19 protein-coding genes are annotated in these 19,901 nt (G+C 39.8%); 14 read left to right on the plus strand and 5 right to left on the minus strand.

Going from position 1 to position 19,901, the window contains the following annotated elements:
- Positions 1 to 358: 358 nt before the first annotated feature.
- Positions 359 to 979, minus strand: a complete 621-nt coding sequence (locus MTCD1_RS04400) for an arylesterase (RefSeq protein WP_057181118.1) — start codon at positions 977 to 979, stop codon at positions 359 to 361.
- Here MTCD1_RS04400 and MTCD1_RS04405 point away from each other — a divergent pair.
- From MTCD1_RS04405 to MTCD1_RS04415, 3 genes are all read left to right on the plus strand, one after another.
- Entirely contained in the window at positions 978 to 1,691 is a 714-nt protein-coding gene (locus tag MTCD1_RS04405) for an ABC transporter ATP-binding protein (protein ID WP_057181117.1), read from the plus strand. The genes MTCD1_RS04400 and MTCD1_RS04405 overlap by 2 nt on opposite strands.
- Positions 1,681 to 4,194, plus strand: a complete 2,514-nt coding sequence (locus tag MTCD1_RS04410; RefSeq protein WP_057181116.1) for an ABC transporter permease — start codon at positions 1,681 to 1,683, stop codon at positions 4,192 to 4,194. The genes MTCD1_RS04405 and MTCD1_RS04410 overlap by 11 nt, the downstream gene beginning before the upstream one ends.
- 183 nt (positions 4,195 to 4,377) lie before the next feature.
- On the plus strand, positions 4,378 to 5,448 hold the full coding sequence (locus MTCD1_RS04415) for an AI-2E family transporter (protein WP_057181115.1): 1,071 nt from the start codon (positions 4,378 to 4,380) through the stop codon (positions 5,446 to 5,448).
- Positions 5,449 to 5,519: 71 nt separating this feature from the next.
- On the opposite strand, the gene MTCD1_RS04420 is transcribed toward MTCD1_RS04415, so the two are convergent.
- The 3 genes from MTCD1_RS04420 to MTCD1_RS04430 form a co-directional block, all read right to left on the minus strand.
- On the minus strand, positions 5,520 to 5,951 hold the full coding sequence (locus MTCD1_RS04420; protein ID WP_057181114.1) for a lysozyme inhibitor LprI family protein: 432 nt from the start codon (positions 5,949 to 5,951) through the stop codon (positions 5,520 to 5,522).
- A 113-nt stretch (positions 5,952 to 6,064) separates the two neighbouring features.
- A complete protein-coding gene (locus tag MTCD1_RS04425; protein WP_057181113.1) occupies positions 6,065 to 6,367 on the minus strand; it encodes a YciI family protein in 303 nt (100 codons plus the stop codon).
- Positions 6,368 to 6,423: 56 nt separating this feature from the next.
- On the minus strand, positions 6,424 to 7,002 hold the full coding sequence (locus MTCD1_RS04430; RefSeq protein WP_057181112.1) for a septation protein A: 579 nt from the start codon (positions 7,000 to 7,002) through the stop codon (positions 6,424 to 6,426).
- Between the two features lie 438 nt (positions 7,003 to 7,440).
- Here MTCD1_RS04430 and MTCD1_RS04435 point away from each other — a divergent pair, with 438 nt between their 5' ends.
- A complete protein-coding gene (locus tag MTCD1_RS04435) occupies positions 7,441 to 7,866 on the plus strand; it encodes a group I truncated hemoglobin (protein ID WP_057181111.1) in 426 nt (141 codons plus the stop codon).
- Positions 7,867 to 8,095: 229 nt separating this feature from the next.
- Here the strand turns inward: MTCD1_RS04435 and MTCD1_RS04440 are convergent, their stop codons facing one another.
- Entirely contained in the window at positions 8,096 to 8,707 is a 612-nt protein-coding gene (locus tag MTCD1_RS04440; protein ID WP_057181110.1) for a TetR/AcrR family transcriptional regulator, read from the minus strand.
- Positions 8,708 to 8,854: 147 nt separating this feature from the next.
- On the opposite strand from MTCD1_RS04440, the gene MTCD1_RS04445 reads away from it, so the two are divergent.
- The 10 genes from MTCD1_RS04445 to MTCD1_RS04490 form a co-directional block, all read left to right on the plus strand.
- Positions 8,855 to 10,903: an NADPH-dependent 2,4-dienoyl-CoA reductase gene (locus MTCD1_RS04445; protein WP_057181109.1), complete on the plus strand. Its 2,049-nt coding sequence runs from the start codon at positions 8,855 to 8,857 to the stop codon at positions 10,901 to 10,903.
- A gap of 476 nt (positions 10,904 to 11,379) precedes the next feature.
- Complete coding sequence (locus MTCD1_RS04450) at positions 11,380 to 12,870, plus strand: acyloxyacyl hydrolase (protein WP_057181108.1); 1,491 nt, start codon at positions 11,380 to 11,382, stop codon at positions 12,868 to 12,870.
- Between the two features lie 52 nt (positions 12,871 to 12,922).
- Positions 12,923 to 13,096: a hypothetical protein gene (locus MTCD1_RS22570; RefSeq protein WP_307188493.1), complete on the plus strand. Its 174-nt coding sequence runs from the start codon at positions 12,923 to 12,925 to the stop codon at positions 13,094 to 13,096.
- A 332-nt stretch (positions 13,097 to 13,428) separates the two neighbouring features.
- A complete protein-coding gene (locus MTCD1_RS04460; protein WP_057181107.1) occupies positions 13,429 to 14,118 on the plus strand; it encodes a hypothetical protein in 690 nt (229 codons plus the stop codon).
- Positions 14,119 to 14,537: 419 nt separating this feature from the next.
- Entirely contained in the window at positions 14,538 to 14,813 is a 276-nt protein-coding gene (locus tag MTCD1_RS04465) for an STAS domain-containing protein (RefSeq protein ID WP_057181106.1), read from the plus strand.
- 71 nt (positions 14,814 to 14,884) lie between these two features.
- Positions 14,885 to 15,247, plus strand: coding sequence for a response regulator (locus MTCD1_RS04470; protein WP_057181105.1), 363 nt, complete (start codon positions 14,885 to 14,887; stop codon positions 15,245 to 15,247).
- A 129-nt stretch (positions 15,248 to 15,376) separates the two neighbouring features.
- Entirely contained in the window at positions 15,377 to 17,515 is a 2,139-nt protein-coding gene (locus MTCD1_RS04475) for a chemotaxis protein CheA (protein WP_057181104.1), read from the plus strand.
- The gene (locus MTCD1_RS04480; protein WP_057181103.1) at positions 17,512 to 18,039 is read left to right on the plus strand and encodes a chemotaxis protein CheW; all 528 of its coding nucleotides are present in this window, start codon (positions 17,512 to 17,514) and stop codon (positions 18,037 to 18,039) included. The genes MTCD1_RS04475 and MTCD1_RS04480 overlap by 4 nt, the downstream gene beginning before the upstream one ends.
- A gap of 96 nt (positions 18,040 to 18,135) precedes the next feature.
- Positions 18,136 to 18,693 (plus strand): chemotaxis protein CheW, encoded by a 558-nt coding sequence (locus MTCD1_RS04485; RefSeq protein ID WP_082606501.1) that lies wholly within the window; start codon positions 18,136 to 18,138, stop codon positions 18,691 to 18,693.
- A gap of 90 nt (positions 18,694 to 18,783) precedes the next feature.
- A partial coding sequence (locus MTCD1_RS04490) for a globin domain-containing protein (protein ID WP_143760087.1) occupies positions 18,784 to 19,901 on the plus strand: 1,118 nt, incomplete at its 3' end.

The raw sequence follows: 19,901 nt of genomic DNA on the forward strand, positions 1-19,901 counted from the left end.
TTTAAGTTGGTTTACTGAGCGGAAAAGGTTATAGATTGTTTTGCACATTATGCAGGTAATAGGTTGACATCTATACAGCAAGCAGCAGTGACTTTTATTAGAACATACCTTCGCAACAGCCACTGTCTTGAAGAGAAGTTTACCTTAAAAACAACCCCTTATACCAATCTAATTAAGGAATTAGCAATTTTTGATGAGTATTGATTATTGTTAACGGGCAGATGATGGGCTGGGTCTGGCATTGGCATGGAGAATAAAGAGGTTATTGGCTATTAAAACCATTTAAAAAGCACCTTAGTCACGTTGAGTGTTAGAAAACCTGCTTGTTTTATAACATCTTTGTTGATTATCGTTTAACTTAGTCTGCTAGCCACTTATTAATCTCACTATACATAAAATCACGGATAATTGGTTGAGCTTTGGCGTTAGGGTGTAAATTATCATTTAGCATTAACGAAGCATCAACAGCAACAGCTGTCATAAAATAGGGCATAAGGTAAGCACCTGTTTGTTTAGCTACTTTACGATAACTGTCAGTAAACATTTTACCGTATCTTGGGCCTAAGTTTGGCGGGATATGAATCTCCATTAAGGCAACTTTTGCACCATGTTGTTGACTTATCGTGACGAGTTGGCTTAAATGCTTCTGCAGTAATTTCACTGGAAAACCTCTAATGCCATCATTGCCACCAAGCTCAATCAATACATGACTAGGTTGATGAGCTTTAAGCCAAGCATCAATTTTCAATAAGGCGTTATCGGTAGTTTGCCCACTTATGGCGGTATTAATGACGGTGATGGGCTGGTTTTTTTCTAGGTATTTATTTTGTAACAAATGAACCCATGCTTGTGCTTGCTCAAGCCCATAGCCAGCGCTTAAGCTGTCACCAATAAGTAAAATTTTGTCGTTTGCTTGGCTAGTAAATGCCAGGTTTGTCAACATTAAGATAATAATAGATTTTAGGAAATAGCGTGTCATGTCAGTACTTTCTCAGTTAAATGTTATTCAAGTGTCAGGCCTTACTAAGCGTGTTAACACACTTGAAGGCAGCCTCACTATCCTTAGCGATATAAACTTTTCTGTCAAGTCAGGGGAGTCAGTTGCTATTGTTGGCGCTTCCGGCTCGGGTAAATCTACCTTGCTTAGTTTATTGGCTGGACTAGATGTTGCTAGTCAAGGTGAAATTCATCTCGATGGTGAAGCCTTAAGTACCCTCGATGAAGAGGCACGTGCTCGGTTAAGAGCAGATAAAATTGGTTTTGTCTTTCAATCCTTTATGTTGGTGCAAAGTTTAACCGCTCTGGAAAATGTCATGTTACCCGCGGAGCTTGCCGGTGATCATGATGCTAAAGCACAGGCGGTTGAACTGCTGGACAAGGTTGGACTTTCACATCGGTTTGCCCACTATCCTTCACAATTGTCTGGTGGAGAGCAGCAAAGAGTTGCCATTGCCCGAGCCTTTATTGGCTCCCCTAAAATACTGTTTGCCGATGAGCCGTCAGCGAATCTAGATCGTAAAAATGGTCAGCTGATCGAAAACCTACTCTTTGATTTAAATAAGCAGAACGGTACTACGTTAGTACTGGTCACTCACGATGAACAATTAGCAAAAAAGTGCCAGCGTATTATACATATTGAAGGTGGCCAACTGGAAAAAATCAGTGAAGGGGGAGCTGCCAATGTGGGTTAAACTGGCTTTTAAGTTATTCTCTCGGGAACTGCGCCGTGGTGAACTAACTATTATCTTTGCAGCAATTGCTCTGGCAGTACTTACTGTCTTTAGTTTATCGGCAATTACCGAGCGAATTTCTTTAAACTTAGCGCAGAAAAGTAGTGATTTTATTGCCAGCGATCGCCGCTTATCGAGCAATCATGCATTTGAGCCACAGCTACTAACGCAAGCGAATAAATTTGGACTGGCAACGGCAGAGATGCTGTATTTTGATTCTATGTTGTTTGCCAATGATGAATTGGTTTTAAGCTCAGTAAAAGCAATAACTGGCTCTTACCCTCTGCGAGGGAAAATCACCATTAAAGACCACCTTACTAGCCCAGCTTATGACGTTGATACTGGACCCAAGGCTGGATCAATTTGGCTTAGTGAAGGCTTGTTTTATACCCTTAACGTCAATGTTGGCGATAAGATTGAGTTGGGTGCCGGACTTTTTAACGTCACCAAGGTGTTAGTAAAAGAACCCGATGCCCCGTTTTTCTCTTTATCGGGTAATAAACGTGTGCTGTTAAACTATGCCGACATTCCGACTACCCAAGCCGTGCAACCAGGTAGTCGGGTCTTTCACCGTTTACTGTTTGCTGGTAATGAACAACAGTTAAGTGAGTATTATGCTTGGCTTAAACCGCAACTCAAAAGTAACCAAACCTGGCAAGGGATTAAAGATAGACAATCACCGTTAGGCAATAATATAGTTCGTGCCGAGCGCTTTTTATTATTGGCCGGTTTATTTGGCATCATGCTGGCAGCCGTAGCGATGGCAGTTTCCGCTAAACGTTATTGTGAACGTCAATACGATCCCGTCGCTATGATGAAAACGCTAGGTGGCAGCCGTAAAGTTATCCGCAATATTTTCCTTTTACATCTAAGTTTAGTAACCGTTTTTTCCATTGTTGCCGGTTTAATGGTAGGTTTTGTCTTGCAAACTATAGGGGCAGATTATTTAGCAAGCTTTATGGGCACTGAGTTACCACAAGCGGGCTTTCGCCCTTGGTTATTATCAGCTTTTATTGGCCTTGTTTGCGCATTGATGTTTTCACTAAAACCTTTGTTAGATTTATTTGATATTCCACCACTGAGAGTATTGCGCCGTAATTTAGGGGACACCTTAGCCATCAGTCGAATTCATATTGCTCTTTCAATGATGACTATTTTTGTGTTGATGTGGATATTTAGTGGTGAGATCATGACTACTTTAATTTTATTTGCTTCGACTTTATTAATCATTGCGATTTTATTTGCCATCTCACGGTTATTATTTGCTGCTGGTCGCCGGCTAGGACTTAGACCAGGGTCTAGTTGGTCTTTAGCGCTAGCGACGTTACAAAAAAGAGCCAATGCCAATGCCATTCAGCTGATCAGTTTCGCTTTAGCTATTAAGCTGATGCTATTTTTAGTTATCTTAAAAAATGACATCATTACCGACTGGCAAATGCAAGTTCCTGCCGATGCACCTAATATGTTCATCATCAATATAGCCGAAGAACAGGTTACGCCTATTAAGCAATTCTTTCGCGATAATAACATCGCCCATGAAGATTTCTATCCGGTATTTAGTGGTAGAGTTGATGCGGTAAATGGTGAAAAATTTGCCCGTCGAGTGTCAAAACAAGAAGGGGAAGAAAAAGATAAAAATGCCAAGAAAGGGGTCAGTAGAGAGCCCAATTTAACTTGGTTAGCGTCCTTACCTGAAGGCAATGTAATAACCGAAGGGCAATGGTTCACTTATGGAGTTACTGGCGGTAATGATATTGAAGTATCCGTCTTTGATGGTTGGCAAGACGTTCTAGGGCTAGAACTTGGTGATACGATTACACTGTTGGTTAATGAACAGGTGATAAACGCCAAAGTCACTAGTTTTAGGAAAGTTGATTGGGGTACACTCAAACCTAATTTTGTTATGATCTTAAGCCCCAATATGGCCGGTAAAGTCCCGGTAACTTACTTTAGTGCCGCTAAATTGCATGACAGTGATACCAAAGCGATTAGCCAGCTGTTACAGCGCTACCCAACGATAAGTATGATTGATATTAAGTCTCAAATTGAACAGGCACAAGCAATTATCGCCCAAGTGTCTTTAGCGATAGGCTTTGTTTTATCGATAGTGTTAGTCAGTGGTGCTTTAGTGCTTGTTTCTCAGGTGCAAGCAAGCTTGGCAGAGCGCATGGAAGAAATGGTGATATTACGTACCCTAGGTGCTAAAGGCCGTTTAATTAAATTGGCGACACTTTATGAATTTATGCTGTTAGGTGGCATTGCCGGCCTAGTTGCCGCCATAGTGAGTGATATTGCTTTATTGGTCATTCAACAGCAACTCTTTGATGTCGCAGGGCGCCTTCACCCTTATATATGGCTGTTAGGACCGTTAAGTGGCGCATTATTTGTTTCGAGCATAGGTTACTTTATGGTAGCCCATACTATGAGGCAAAACACCCAAGGATTGTTAAGGAAGCTTGGCTAATTACCGATAACGGTCCCTGTTTATGATGGGGCCGCAAAGTCTAAATAAAGGGTAAAGGCTAGCGGGGAGTATTGCACCGTTGAGGCATAACGAATTGATTACTTGAGCTTAAACACAAGTAATCTAGTGTAGTTAGGGGATTTAAGGTATATTGAAACGATAAAAACATAAGGATTGATTTTCATGGTTTCACATTCAAATTCAAATCATAGCTCTATCGTCAAAGCTTTTGTTACGGTAGCGGCTATTTTTATCATTTTTGCCGGTATTAAAATAGCGGCGAATATATTAGTGCCGTTTTTACTTTCCGTATTTATCGCCATCATCTGTAACCCACTCATCAGCAAAGCCAGTGAATTCAAAATACCGAAAGCAATTTCAATTATTTTTGTTATCGCAGCTTTTGTTACCATGGCGGTGTTTTTAACGGGTTTAGTGGGCAGTTCGTTAAATGAACTTTCACAATACATTCCTCAATACCGGGTGCAACTTAAACAACAATTTGTCTGGTTAACGGATTTTTTTGCCAAACACGACATTCAACTTTCTACTGCTATCGTGACAGAGTATTTTGATCCCGCTGCTGCCATGGGCTTAGCCGCGGAAATGCTATCAAGTTTTGGCTCAGTGATGGCAAACTTGTTTCTGATCATCTTAACGGTGGTGTTTATGTTGTTTGAATCCTCTTCATTTCCTCATAAGTTACATTTAGCGTTAGATGATCCACAAATGCGTTTGAAACAAATTGAGCGCTTTATATCTTCAGTAAACCATTACATTGCCATTAAGACCTTGGTTAGTCTTGCCACTGGCTGTATTGTTTCGCTGATGTTATGGGGTTTTGGTTTAGATTTCTTTTTATTATGGGGCGTATTGGCTTTTTTACTTAATTATATTCCTAATATTGGCTCTATAATTGCTGCAGTACCACCAATGACCCTTGCCATTTTACAACTAGGTATTGGCGATGCTGGCGCCATAGGTGCAGGTTTTATTTTAATCAATATGGTGATGGGCAACATTATTGAGCCTAGATATCTAGGTAAAGGTTTAGGGTTATCGACTTTAGTGATTTTTTTATCACTGATATTTTGGGGCTGGTTACTTGGCACGGTTGGTATGTTATTAAGCGTGCCATTAACCATGATATTAAAGATCGGCTTAGAAAATTCGCCAGAAGGTCGTTGGTTAGCTGTGATGCTAAGTGATGGCAATGAGTTGGATGATAAAACTGAGCAAGCATTACTTAGCTAATGTAGGCTTAGGTTAGTTTAGTTGAATTAAGATGAGTTAATTCAACTAAAGTCGCTCGGTAAAAGTAAAACCTATGTCGTAGGGTTGGTAGTTTTAATTTTACTTAGCGTGCTTATCCGGCTTTTACTTAATAGCACATAACAAGTTTTGTACGCAATATTGGCGCCTTTCTCTGGGGATATTGCTAGATATTGCCAGCGACAATCATTTTCTCTATAGGTAATAAAATTACTTTGTGAACGCTTAAACATTTTTAATGCAGAATAGCGGCCATTGACTAAGGCTTTTTCCTCTAAATTAAAGGTGTGCAAATTAACCCAGGTTTGTAACTCCCTATCCACAGAAGAAATAACGCCGTCTAAACACCGAGACATGGCCGCCGATGATAGTTGTTCTGCGGTTTGCTGTTGACACACGCTAATACTTTTTACCGCATAAGCAGGGTTCATCATCAATAATGGGTATAACAATGATAAGGCTAAAAGTGTTTTCTTATAGATCATTTTTCGTTTATACACTCTAATAGTTACAAGGACAAAGTACGCAAAGACACTACAAAACGGGTCGACTAGATAGCAATCTTTGCTGTTAAGTTTAGTTGAGTATTTTAGCTTTATTAGGCAGGTAATACCTTTTTGTAGGGTTTTACTGTGACTTTCTTATAAACACCTGCGCTGATATACGGGTCTTGATCTGCCCAAGATTGTGCAGCAGTTAAACTATCAAATTCAGCAACGATTAAAGAACCGGTAAAACCGGCTTCACCGGGATCTTCACTATCAATGGCTGGGCATGGGCCTGCTATTAATAACTTTCCTTGCGTCTGTAAGGCTTTTAAACGCTCAATATGCTTATCGCGTACCGATAGGCGTAAACTAAGTGAGTTTTCAACATCTTCACTGTAAATAAGATAAAACATGACGGATATATTCCTTTAAATAATAGGGTGACTTAGTTCGTTATGACGAGGGCAACTTAATTTGATTTACTACTTTTTTCATCTTTAACTTTATCGTTATCATCTTCTTCAAGAGGTAAATACTTGTATAAAAATAAAATTGACGTGATAGAGAAAATAAACATTAAGCCAGTTAAACCAAAAACCTTAAAATTGACCCAAGTATCAAGGTCGAAATTAAAAGCTACGTAATAATTTAAGCCGGCACAAAATAGGAAGAACATGGCCCAAGCAAGGTTTAACCGAGTCCAAATTTTTTCAGGTAGCGCTAAGGACTCGCCTAAAAACTGTTTAATGATATTTCTTTTGAATAACAAATCACTCACTAATAACGCACCAGCAAAAAAAGCATTAATAATGGTAACTTTCCATTTGAGAAAAGCATCATTTTGTAAATAAATAGTAAGACCACCAAAAACCACCACCAAGCCAAAGATAATCCATTGCTTAGTGGGGATTTTTTCTTTCTTAAATTTATAATGCAGCATTTGTATACAAGCAGCGATAATCAAGCTACCCGTGGCCCAGTAAATACCGGCTACTGAATTAACAATGAAAAAAACAATAAGCGGGAAGTATTCAAGAAATAACTGCATATAAAACCAATATTAAATGAGCAAGTAAAGCGAAATTAATAATCGCCATGGTACGAATAAGACAATTTTAACGAATGCGAGTTTAATAGCCAAGCTTATATTTACATATTGCTAAACTATAAAAATTTCATTTCACTCGCATCATTGCAGCTTATCACTGAACGAGTGCTTTGACTGGTACTGCTATACCGGTTCTACTGCAACAGGCATGTGCAGGAATGTTATTCCCTTACAAATAGCAGTAACAACGAAGTGGTGTTGCTCGACATTTAATTACCGCCAATGGGCCATCTTGGTCAGCCAATATGGCGGATTTGAACTCAGCGCTCTGTTTAACTTATCGATAGTTAGGGCAATTAAATACCTTTTAGCTATTTTCCCCCTATAGTTTAGCTAGCTAATAATTCATAGCGCTAGTATTTGAGTAGCATATAAATAATGACAAGATTTGAAAACTTTAACCGCATAGGGGGCCGGTCTAGCCTGGTGGCTATTAACAAAGTCTTTTATGATAAAGTCTACCAGCACCCCTGGTTAAAACAGTACTTTCTTCATATTTCACAGCAGCATATTGAAGATCAGCAAGTTGATTTTATGCAAAAAGTGCTTGGTGGGGAAAATAACTATATTGGCAAAGCCCCACCCATAGCCCATCGCCATATTTTTATTCCAGACGAGTTATTTGATATTAGAAAACAACTGCTGCTGGACTCCTTTAGTGAGACTAATACCCACCCAGAATTGATGAACAAATGGCTTACTCTTGATGAATCATTTCGTCGTATTTTGGTGAAAAAATCAGCAGCTGAATGTATGCCTCGTTTTAACAGCGATGCTATTTTAAATTTTGATAAACCTAAATAACCGGCACTTATTCAATCAGCCCCTTTATTCTATGCTCTGCGTTAAAACGTCGATAAATAGCCCGCGATTGATAAACGTTTTACCTGAATAGCCATCACACCTTATGCAGAGTTCAGCTGGAATAGTTTTCGGGTGACCGACATCGCAACGAGGTAATACTTTATTGCTACGGGCAAGCCTAGCTAGCTATTCATTAGTTAAGCCTAAGGGTGAGTTATTTAGCTGTTAACTAATGAACCAGAAACATATCAACGGCGTAATCACATATTTCTTCAACATGGGCAACGTCGGTATAAATGCCATCGATAAGTAATTTAGCAATACCATGAACCGTGCCCCACAGCACTTGTGATGCACGTAAAGCATTGTCTTCACCGCTGTGGTTAAGCAGTTTAAGTTTTTGCCATTCACGAGTCATGGTTACCTGATATTGAAAACAGGGGTAGGCGGCAGCGCGCAATTCTTGTGTGCTATTTTCTTGTTTCCAAATGGTACGACCAAACATCAATTCATAAAGATCTGGATTGCTCTTGGCAAAGTTTACATATTCATGGATAAAAAGTGAGAACTTTTCTTTAGTTGAACGACCTTCAGCATTAAAGCTACGGTTATTCATGGCATGTAATTGCTTAAAACCAGCTTCAGCAATACCACAAAGCAGGGCGTTTTTATCTTTAAAGTGGTGATAGGGAGCTGTTCTGGATACCCCGACGCGGGCGGCCAATTTACGCAATGAAACTTCTTCAATGCCGCTTTCTTTGAGCATTTCTCCAGCAACGTGAAGTAAAGTCGTTCTTAGATCACCGTGGTGATACTTTGATTTTTCGGGAGTATTTTTCATAATAGCTAATTTAGCAAGCTATGGTTTAATAATCAATCTTGACACTGTCTAATTTAACCTGTATTTTGTTTTTAATCAAACTAGACAGTGTCTAAATTAAGTATCTACCTTGAATGGGTTACTTGATAAATACAAAGAGAGCGAGTTATGTCCCAAGTTAATATTGCAGCCACAAAAAAGAACAATTTTTCCAAATTATTAGCACCACTTGACCTTGGTTTTACCACCTTAAAAAACCGAATTTTAATGGGTTCAATGCATACCGGTCTTGAAGAGCATCCTGACGGCACCAGGCGTATGGCGGCATTTTATGGTGAACGTGCTAAAGGCGGTTGTGGTTTGATAGTTACCGGTGGCTATGGCCCAAGTAAACGTGGAGCGACGCACCCTAATACTCAAATAATGACCAGCGCAGAGGATATTGCTAAACATAGGGTTATTACCGATGAAGTACATAAATATGACAGTAAAATTTGTCTGCAAATACTTCATACTGGCCGGTACGCTTTTAATCATAAGCTGATTGCGCCCTCGGCTATTCAGGCACCTATCAATCCATTCACACCCGAAGCGGTCACTGTTGAAATGATTGCCGAAGAGTTGCAAGCTTTTGTCGATTTAGCCGTTAAAGCACAGCAAGCAAATTATGACGGTGTTGAGGTAATGGGTTCAGAAGGCTATTTTATCAATCAATTTACTGCCTTAAGAACCAACCAACGTGATGATGAATGGGGCGGCTGTTATGATAACCGCATTAAATTTGGTGTTGAAGTGGTGCGCCGAATTCGCCAAGCGGTTGGTGAACATTTCATTATTATCTTCCGTCTGTCGATGATGGACCTAGTTGAGGGCGGCAGTAGTTTTACCGAGGTGGTTAAGTTCGGTCAAGCCATTGAAAAAGCTGGGGCAACCATTATTAATACCGGCATTGGTTGGCATGAAGCGCGTATTCCGACTATTCAAACCAAGGTGCCTCGAGCAGCATTTACTTGGGTAACCGCTAAATATAGAGAACATTTTACCATTCCGGTGATCACCTCAAACAGAATTAATACCCCCGAAGTTGCCGAGCAAGTATTACAACGTGGCGATGCCGATATGATTTCAATGGCAAGACCATTTCTAGCCGATGCCGAATTTGTTAACAAAGCGGCAGCAGGGCGCAGTGATGAAATTAATACCTGCATTGGTTGTAATCAGGCCTGCCTTGATCACGTTTTTAATGGTGAAATGGCCAGTTGTTTAGTTAATCCACGGGCTTGTTTTGAAACTGAACTTAATATTGTGCCAGCAAAAACAAGCAAAAAAATTGCGGTGGTAGGTGCAGGGCCGGCAGGTTTATCTGCGGCAACGGCGGCGGCAGAAGCAGGGCATCAAGTGACTCTGTTTGATGGTGAAAGTGTTATTGGTGGCCAATTCAATATTGCTAAACAAGTACCAGGTAAGGAAGAATTTAGTGAAACCATTCGCTATTTTTCTCGTCAATTAGAATTAAAGGGCGTTACGGTAAAGTTAAATACTCGGGTCTCGGCCAATGAGTTAAACAACAGTGATTTTGACGAAATCATCATAGCCACGGGCATCAATCCACGGTTGCCGCCCATTGAAGGCATTGACCATGATAAAGTTTTAAATTATATCGATGTCATTAAGCACAAAAAAGCGGTCGGCAAAAAGGTGGCAGTTATCGGCGCTGGAGGTATTGGTTTTGATGTCGCTGAATACTTGGTCCATTCTGGCACCCCAACCAGTCAAAATATTGCTGCCTACATGAAAGAATGGGGCGTTGATATGACGTTAACGGCTCGAGCGGGAATTGAAGGGGTCAAAGCTGTGGTTTCACCGCCGGCACGTGATGTTTATCTGTTACAACGTAAAGACACTAAAGTCGGAGCCGGTTTAGGTAAAACTACCGGTTGGATCCATCGAGCTGGGCTAAAAAACAAACAAGTAAAAATGCTGTCATCGTGTGTTTACCATAAAATTGACGATGCCGGTCTGCATCTGTCTATTGCTGGGGTAAGACAAGTATTAGCCGTTGATAATGTCATTATTTGTGCCGGGCAAGAGCCAGCAAGAGAGCTGATTGAAGGGCTAAACAAACCTTATCACTTGATTGGTGGCGCTGATGTTGCCGCGGAACTTGATGCTAAACGCGCGATTAAACAGGGTTTAGAAGTCGTTGCCATGCTTTAACATTGTTTATAATCTTAGCTAGCCAGAAGGAGAACGAGTATAAATAGAGCAGCATAAAGTGATTTCTTTACCACAATATTTTTGAAAATATGGTGCTGCTCAAGATCAAACTGGTCATCAATTGTTAGTCCGTTGTTGCTCTACTCAAGGTAACAGAATATAATGCGGACCTTTCCGGGTACATGCTTGTTGTACATTGGTTTTCTTGACATAAAGTGTCATGACTAATTCAGAATACACTTTTAAGTTATTGATTTTTAAGTTATTGATTTTTAAGTTATTGATTTTTCAGTTGTTGGTGTGTTATTTGAGCAGACTTAGGGGCTTATAGCCCTGTTAGCGTGCAAATATTTATCGCACCGCAACAGTGAATAAGCCGTTAGCTGAAAAGTTAATGGCTCTTTTCATCAATAAATAAAGAAAATAATTACTGATAATGAAGTGATTATGCGTTGTAAGTAATTAAGGATCTGCGTTTGACCATTTTGGACCTGAATAAATATTTAACTAAGAGCAACAATATTAACCCTATTGTTTTAGCCGTATTACTCGTAATCTCTGCAATATTACCCAGTCAATCTTTTGCTCAAGACTTTACTCAAGACTTTACTCAAGACAAGAAGCACCAAGAGGCAAAACTAGCTATTGCCAATGCACAGTCACAAACTGACAGTGACATTGAGTTTACTGCCGAGATCAGCGTTGAAAACCTGGATGAAATTTATCGAGAAATGGCGAGCAATACTCTGTGGGAAGATTCTACCCCAGCCGCTGACTTTTATGATTCTCCTTTTCAACTGTCTATTTTCTCCGATGCCAACGGTGAAGATAGTGACAGACTTTGGTCACAAACCAATTCAATTTTTACCTACGGTTTTGGTGTTATTGGTATAATTGCTTTATTACCAGAAGAAATTTCTAACTGGGATAAAGAAGAGGGTATTATTGGTAAATGGTCTGATAATGTCAAAGCTGGTCCGGTATGGGACAGAGACACTGGCATGTTAAACCTTATTGGTCACCCTTATTTTGGTGGTGTTTATTATCAAGTAGCGCGTAAATCAGGTTATCGTCAATGGGATGCCTTTTTGTATTCGGCGATTATGTCGACCTTCTACTGGGAATACGGCATTGAAGCCTTCGCGGAAACACCCTCGATTCAAGATTTAGTGATTACCCCAGTACTCGGTTGGGCATACGGTGAGTGGGCTTTTAATACTGAAATGGACATTAGAGAACAGGGCGGCACAGTCTTGGGCTCGAGTATGTTAGGTAGCACAGCATTATTTTTTTTAGACCCAGTAGATAGTATGAGTGTCGGTATTAATAATCTATTTGGCAAAGAAATTATTAGAGCGGGTACGGGCTTTGTTAGTTTTAACGAAATCCCCTACGGAGATACTGGCCAAACTGACAGGCAAATAAACTTTAATCTATCCTTACAATTTGGTGATGGTGGCAGTTACACACCAAGCACAATGAAAAGGTCATCCTATAAAAATGATCCTATTGATACCGGTATCATAGGCGTGAGTTATGGTGTCGGTAATGTAGTACTCGATGATTTATGGGACATTGCAGACGGAACCACCACTGAATACAGTTTAGGTTTATATTTTACCCGTCAATTCTCCAGCAGAGTCACTTATTCAAAAGCTAAGTTGACTAATAACTTGAGCGCAGCAGAAGATAACTATGAAAATTACAGTGTAGATAGCCAGTTTTACTTCAATACTGACAGTGATTTCAGACCATACCTAACCGCGGGTTTTGGTGAAACCTTGTGGCGAAGGGATATCGACAGCAAAAGATTCCAAGTCAATGCCGGTGCTGGTCTACATTACAAACTTAATAATAACTTTGCTCTGCAATTAGATTGGCGCTTTTATCACAGTACCAATGCCAATACCTCAGACCACAATACCAGCCTACGCTTAGTCTATTTTTTAGGTAACGGTGAACGTTAATTCCGTTAGCTAAAAGCGCTTCAGCTTGTGGTACTTGTAGTCAATTTTCCCCTTGCTCAATAACCTAGTTAAAAAATATCAAGGTAAAGTGAACGTTGTTATGCGTTATACGCCATTACACCAAGGCTCAGCGCAGTATTCTTTATCGACCGCATCTGTTGGTATATTTTATCAACCTCATCAAAAAACATTTCTGCTTCGTCGCTTGGGTTTAGCCGACCTTTGACCCGTTTAAATAAGTAAAAATCGACTTGTATCTCCACGTCAGATAATACTTTACTGACCTATGGCTGTCATCGTTACCCTTACCAAGCAAGCAGATACGTACTAAACGGAAAGAACGAGTCAATATCCTATACTAACAATATGAATTGATTAATTATTTATATTTATGGGTGAGTTGTTAGCCCAGCTAATGGCCTGATTTGATCACGAAACCATGCCTTTATGGAGTAGAAGTAATTGATATTCATGCCTATTAATAAAAAATAGCGAATGATTAACATAGCCATTGCAGTATTAGCCACATAATGTACGGATATGCTTTAAGGATACATCATGAAACCAGATGAAGAATACGTTCTTGCGACTTTAGCGTCTAAATTCGGGGGGAAATATATCGATGGTGAAGACCCGCCAGACGGTTATTTACTACTAAATAACCGCAGAATTGCCGTTGAAGTTACCAAACTGGTTGAGCACATCAATGAAAATGGCAAACGGCGCTCAAGGCTGGCAGATGATGTACCCATCTCGAATATCGTCGCACAGTTAAATGAAGAAATAGGCAAGCTAATTCCTAAGAACCGATGGATTCATCTTGTTATTCCTAGCCCAATTAAGCGTATCAATGACTTTAAAAAAGAGCTGACCGGCATAATTATCAATATGATCGCGATCAAGAAATACGATGCAGTGATAGACATTTTAGGTTATGTGGTATCAATCAATTTATATAAGTGTCAACACCCGCCAAAGATAAAAGTGGTGCCAGCAATAGCAACTAAATTTGCTTCGACAAACATTCAGGAAAACATTCTATTCCTGTTAGAAAACAGGATCAATATCAAGAATAAAAAATGCAATGCCAATGGCGATATAGATGAATATTGGCTGGCACTATTTAATACTTATTGCATGGCCGACATTGATTCATATCGGGCAGCCTATGACTCTCTAAAATTAGAGCATAATTTTAGTAAAATCTACTTAATTGATGGCTACCGACATGTTTATAAATTGTGCTGACGTTTGGTACGGGAGTGTCGGCTCAACATCTAGTTGCTAACCCTGGGGGGGTTCAGTTTAATTATTGATGATTGAATAAAGAGCGGCTTATGAATAAGCAATGCGATCACCTGTTGCGCTTTAATGGCTAGTGTTTCGCCAGGTGTAAAAAGTGCTAGGGTTAAAGCCAAATTTATTTGTCGATAATCCTCTAAAAAGTGTAAGAATAGTTAATTTCTCTTGTGTTTTCAATATTTTATGCTAGCCGAAATAATGCCGTTAAACCTTGAGGCATAGTTACAAAATGTTATATTAATACTATAATTATCAACTAGTTATATCATTTTTGTATTTTCGGATACTCTTTCTTGCATTCCGTTAAATCTGTCATATGCTTTAAGTCACAAAGCACAATAATAAAAATACGGATATTTTAATAAATGATCAAATTCCCCAATGACTTAACAATTGCTCAGGTTGACGAGTATCGAGCTCTAATCATTCCCTTAATTGATGACCAAGATGTAATAACCATTGATGACAGTGAATTAACACGAATCGATACTATCGGCGTGCAATTTATCCTTGCCGTTGTTACCTATATCACTGCCCAGGGTAAAGAAATTAAGTGGCAATCAAAATCCAGCGTTTTAAAGGAAAGTATTCAAAAACTTGGTATCAGTGATGCCATTTTATTGCAATACATCATGGATTGAGAACTTTTTCTTATTAAAAATATATCAATAGAATACAGCACTCCAATGCATTAAACGATGAGGAAACCAGTATGACTAAAGTGTTAGTTGTTGATGACTCAAACTCCATAAGGGACATGGTCAGTTTTACCTTAAAAAGTGCCGGATACGAAACGGTTGAGGCAAAAGATGGTCAAGAGGGTTTAAGTAAAGCGAAAAGCAGTAATTTCGACTTGGTGATATCCGATGTAAATATGCCCAATATGGATGGCATTAGTTTATGTACCGAGTTACGCAAACTAGTAAATTTTAAATTTACCCCTATTTTGATGTTAACCACAGAAAGCTCTGCCGAGATGAAAATGCGTGGTAAATCGGCTGGTGCAACTGGTTGGTTGGTTAAGCCGTTTAACCCGGAAAAGTTGCTAGCTACCATTAAACGTGTGGTTAAGTAACGTTGTTAAGTTAAAAAGTCTGTTTAATAAATTTAGTTCAGTAACTTAGTTATCTTAGGTGCTTTTAATACAAGTACCCTGTCGTGATAATACCCCTGATTTTGACAAGGAAAGAGTAGGTAATCACTTATGACTGTTGATTTATCGCAATTTATTCCAAGTTTTTTAGAAGAAAGCTTTGAAGGACTCGAGTTAATGGAGTCAGAATTATTAAATTTAAAAGAGGGGGATAATGAAACTATTCACTCAATTTTTAGAGCCGCTCACTCGATTAAAGGTGGGGCTGGCACTTTTGGCTTTGATAAAGTAACCGAGTTTACTCATCTAGTGGAAACCTTACTCGATGAAATGCGTGATGGACGACGAGAAATTACCAGTAAAGATACCGAGATATTACTTGAATCTGTCGATTGTATGCGCTTACTCATTGAAGCTGCTCGTGATGATGATAATTATGACCATGATAAGGTTGAGCAAACCACTAGCCGCTTAGCTGAAACATTAGGCGATGAGCCGTCAAGTGACAGCGATAATCAAAGTGAAAATATAGTTGCAGCAAGTAATGTCTGCGGCTATACCATCAACTTCATTCCAGAGCATAGCTTAGCCAAAACGGGTAATGATCCACTCTTTATATTCAATGCCTTAGCAGAGTTAGGCCAGTTAACACTTAGTGCCGACTGCAATGATTTACCTGCTTTAGTGGATATTGATCCGCAAGAGCTCTATTTAAGCTGGCAACTAACGCTTTACACCGACGTGGGTGAAGCTGAGATTAGAGAAATTTTTGAATGGGTTGAAGATGAATGTTTATTAGAATTAGTGCCCATAGCAGACACCTCAAATACATCTCAAGATATTGAAGTACTCGCCCCAGAAGAAGAGCCGCAATCGCAAAGCACGACAACCAACCAAGAGCAACTGGCGAGTACACAAAACGCTAGTTCTGCAATAGCAGGTGCGAAAGAGTCTACTGCTGAAGATACAAATATCCCCGCTACAGCTAAAGATAAAGATAAAGCTAAAGCTAAAGCAGATGTTGGCTCCATTCGGGTTGGGGTAGATAAAATTGATAATTTAATTAACTTAGTTGGCGAATTAGTTATCACCCAATCAATGTTATCTGAGTTAGGCAATGATTTTGACATGGACAAGGTTGATCGCCTTACCAGTGGCCTTGAACAGCTATTACAAAACACCAAAGAATTACAAGAAAGCGTTATGCGTATACGTATGCTGCCTATCAGCTTTGCCTTTAATCGTTTTCCTCGTCTTGTCCATGATCTAGCGATAAAAACGGGTAAGAAAATGGAATTAGTGATTAAGGGTGAGCAAACTGAATTAGATAAAACTGTGATGGAGCAAATTGGCGATCCCTTAGTACATTTAGTAAGAAATGCTGCTGACCACGGCATAGAATCATGCGAAGTTAGACTTGCTAAGGGTAAACCGGAAAAAGGCACCATTTCATTAGACGCCTATCACCAAGGTGGCAATATTGTTATTGAAGTGAAGGATGATGGCGCCGGTATAGATCGACAAGTTGTGTTGGACAAAGCGGTCGAAAAAGGTCTCATTGAAGCTGATGCTATCTTAACGGAAAGCCAGGTATATGACTTATTATTTGAACCAGGTTTTTCAACCGCGGCAGAAGTCACTGATATATCCGGCCGTGGTGTTGGCATGGATGTGGTTAAGCGTAATATTCAATCACTTGGCGGCCGAATTCAAGTTGAGTCAACCCTGGGCAAAGGCAGCTGTTTTAGGGTGCATCTGCCGCTAACACTCGCCATTTTAGACGGGCAACTAGTCAAAGTGGGTAGCGAAACCTACATCATCCCTCTTATTGCGATTGTTGAATCCCTGCAAATTGATAACAAGCTAATTAATCGTGTTTCTGGCGATATGGTGCTTTATCGTTTACGTGATGACAACGTGCCCATTTTACCCATTTATCAACTGTTCAATTTAGCGACAAAATGTACGGAAATAGATAAAGCCCTACTTGTCGTTGTTGAAGCTGACGGTCAAAAAATAGGCTTGATGGTGGATGATTTACTTGCCCAGCAGCAAGTGGTTATAAAAAGTTTAAAAGATAATTATCAACAAGTTGCTGGTATCTCAGGGGCGACAATCCTTGGTGATGGCTCAGTCGCAATGATTCTTGATATACCGGGTATCATTCATATGGCGTTAGCACAAGCGCAGCATGCCCAACGGGAAAAAACCGACGGCAATGCTAGTGTAACAGCGGAGGTTTGTTTATGAATATTCAAGCGATGGCACAAGATATTCCCGTCGAAGGTGAGCACACGATGGAAGGTGTCGACTTTATCACCAGCGGTGATCAATATCTGACATTTTTATTAGCACAAGAGCAATATGCCGTGGATATTTTGTGTGTCGAAGAAATTAGAAGTTGGGAGCAACCAACAAAAATACCTAATGCGCCAAGTTATATTAAAGGTGTCATTAATATGAGAGGGATTATCGTGCCAATTGTCGATTTACGTCTCAAATTTAGTATTGGCGAAGCGAGTTACTTAGATACAACGGTAGTTATAGTACTGACTTACCAAAGCGATAATAACTCACGCACTATTGGTTTTGTTGTTGATGCCGTTTCTGATGTGCTCAATGTTGACAATGCTGATATTAAACCTGCACCGGCATTTGGCGGCTGTGTTGGTCCCCAATATATTGAGGGCTTAATTAATAGTGAAAATAAGGTAGTAACCATACTCAATGTTGCCCACTTGCAAAAAGTCGAGCCGCATAGATTGCATAGTTAATTTTTACCGGAGCCTCTGTAACAAACCGCAGTATAAATGTCTCGGTTATTTATATAACAGTGAGAATACCCTAACTATTTTGTTTAAGGAAAGAGCATGACTGATATAGAACAAGAATATCTTACTTTCATCCTTCAGGGCGAAGAGTATGGCGTTGACATTCTATGTGTGCAAGAGATCCGTGTCTGGAGCGCTGTGACCGAACTTCCTAACAAACCCTGTTATATCAAAGGGGTAATTAATTTACGGGGCGTAATTATTCCAATTATCGATTTACGTTTACGTTTTGGTCAGCCAAAACTTGCTTATAATGATCAAACCGTCACCATCATTTTACGCCAGCAATCTAAAGAGAGCACTATGGTAGTTGGTATTGTTGTCGATGCAGTTTCAGAAGTTTACAAGTTTAGCAAGCAATCTATACGCCAAGCACCTACTTTTGGCAGCAATATAGATAGCTGTTTTCTAAAAGGGCTAGCGTCAGTCGATGAGAAGTTAATTATTTTACTCGATAGTGACTCGCTATTAAATGAAGACGATCTATATCGCACTGTTCATGAAAATGAAAATGAAAAAAGTACTGAGCAGGAGACCGTTGACTTATCGGGTAGCGAAGCGCTAACCACCTCAGCACCTACTTTATCGAGTGCTTAACGATAATTATCTAGCTAATTAAAATCGAGAGTAAAAGAGAGTTCCCCCCCATCAGCCATTATTAAAAATAACCACACAGGAAAATAACTTATGACCCCCAAACAAATAAGTTTAGTGCAAGACAGTTGGCAAAAAGTATTACCCATCGCGCCACAAGCCGCAGAAATATTTTATGACACCTTGTTTGAAATGGACCCTTCATTAAAAACTCTATTTCCCAACGATATTACCGAGCAAGGCAAAAAATTAATGGCGATGCTTGATACCGCGGTTAAGTTACTTGATAAACCAGATAAATTAATTCCTGCATTAGAAAACTTAGGTGCCAAACATCATCATTACGGGGCAGAGCCTGAACATTACGATACGGTTGGCGCCGCGTTACTCAAAACTTTAGCACAAGGTTTAGGTGATGACTTTACCGCACCCATTAAAAAGGCTTGGACAGTGGTATACCAAACCTTAGCAACTACTATGATTGCCGGCGCAAATGCTGCCGCAAAAACTCAGTCAGCAAAAGGACCTAACATGGAACAGAATACTGTCGAAAATAATAAAAGCTCAGATTTAGTCACAAAATTTCAAGGGGCACTCGATCAATCTGCGACCGCATTTATGATGATTGATCGTGATTTTAACGTCACGTATGCTAATCAGGCGACCTTGTCTTTATTAAAGAAACATGAAGCAACCTTTGCCGAGAATTGGCCGGGTTTTAAGGCAGATAAAGAAACCATTCTGTCGGCCAATATTGATAGTTTCCATACCAACCCGAGCCATCAACGGGAGTTATTATCAGATCCAAATAACCTGCCATATAAAACTGATATTAGTATCAAACATCTTACCTTTGAGCTTAATGTTAGCGCCATCTTCAACGAAAAAGATGAATACATAGGTAATGCCCTTGAATGGCAAGATGTGACCGTGGCGCGAGCGCAAGAAAACAAAGCCGCGCAGTTACAAGGGGCTATTGACCAATCGGGTACTGCCAACATCATGATTGATAGGGATTTCAATATTACCTATGCTAATGCCGCGACCTTAGCTTTACTGAAAGAACATGAAGCTGTCTTTGCTGAGAATTGGCCGGGTTTTGTCGCCGATCCAGAGGTGATTATTGGCACTAACATTGACAGTTTTCATAAAGTTCCAGCACATCAACGTAAATTACTCGATGATCCAAATAACTTACCGTTTAAAACCGA

The organism is Colwellia marinimaniae, assembly GCF_002207865.1.
GTDB lineage: Bacteria > Pseudomonadota > Gammaproteobacteria > Enterobacterales > Alteromonadaceae > Colwellia > Colwellia marinimaniae.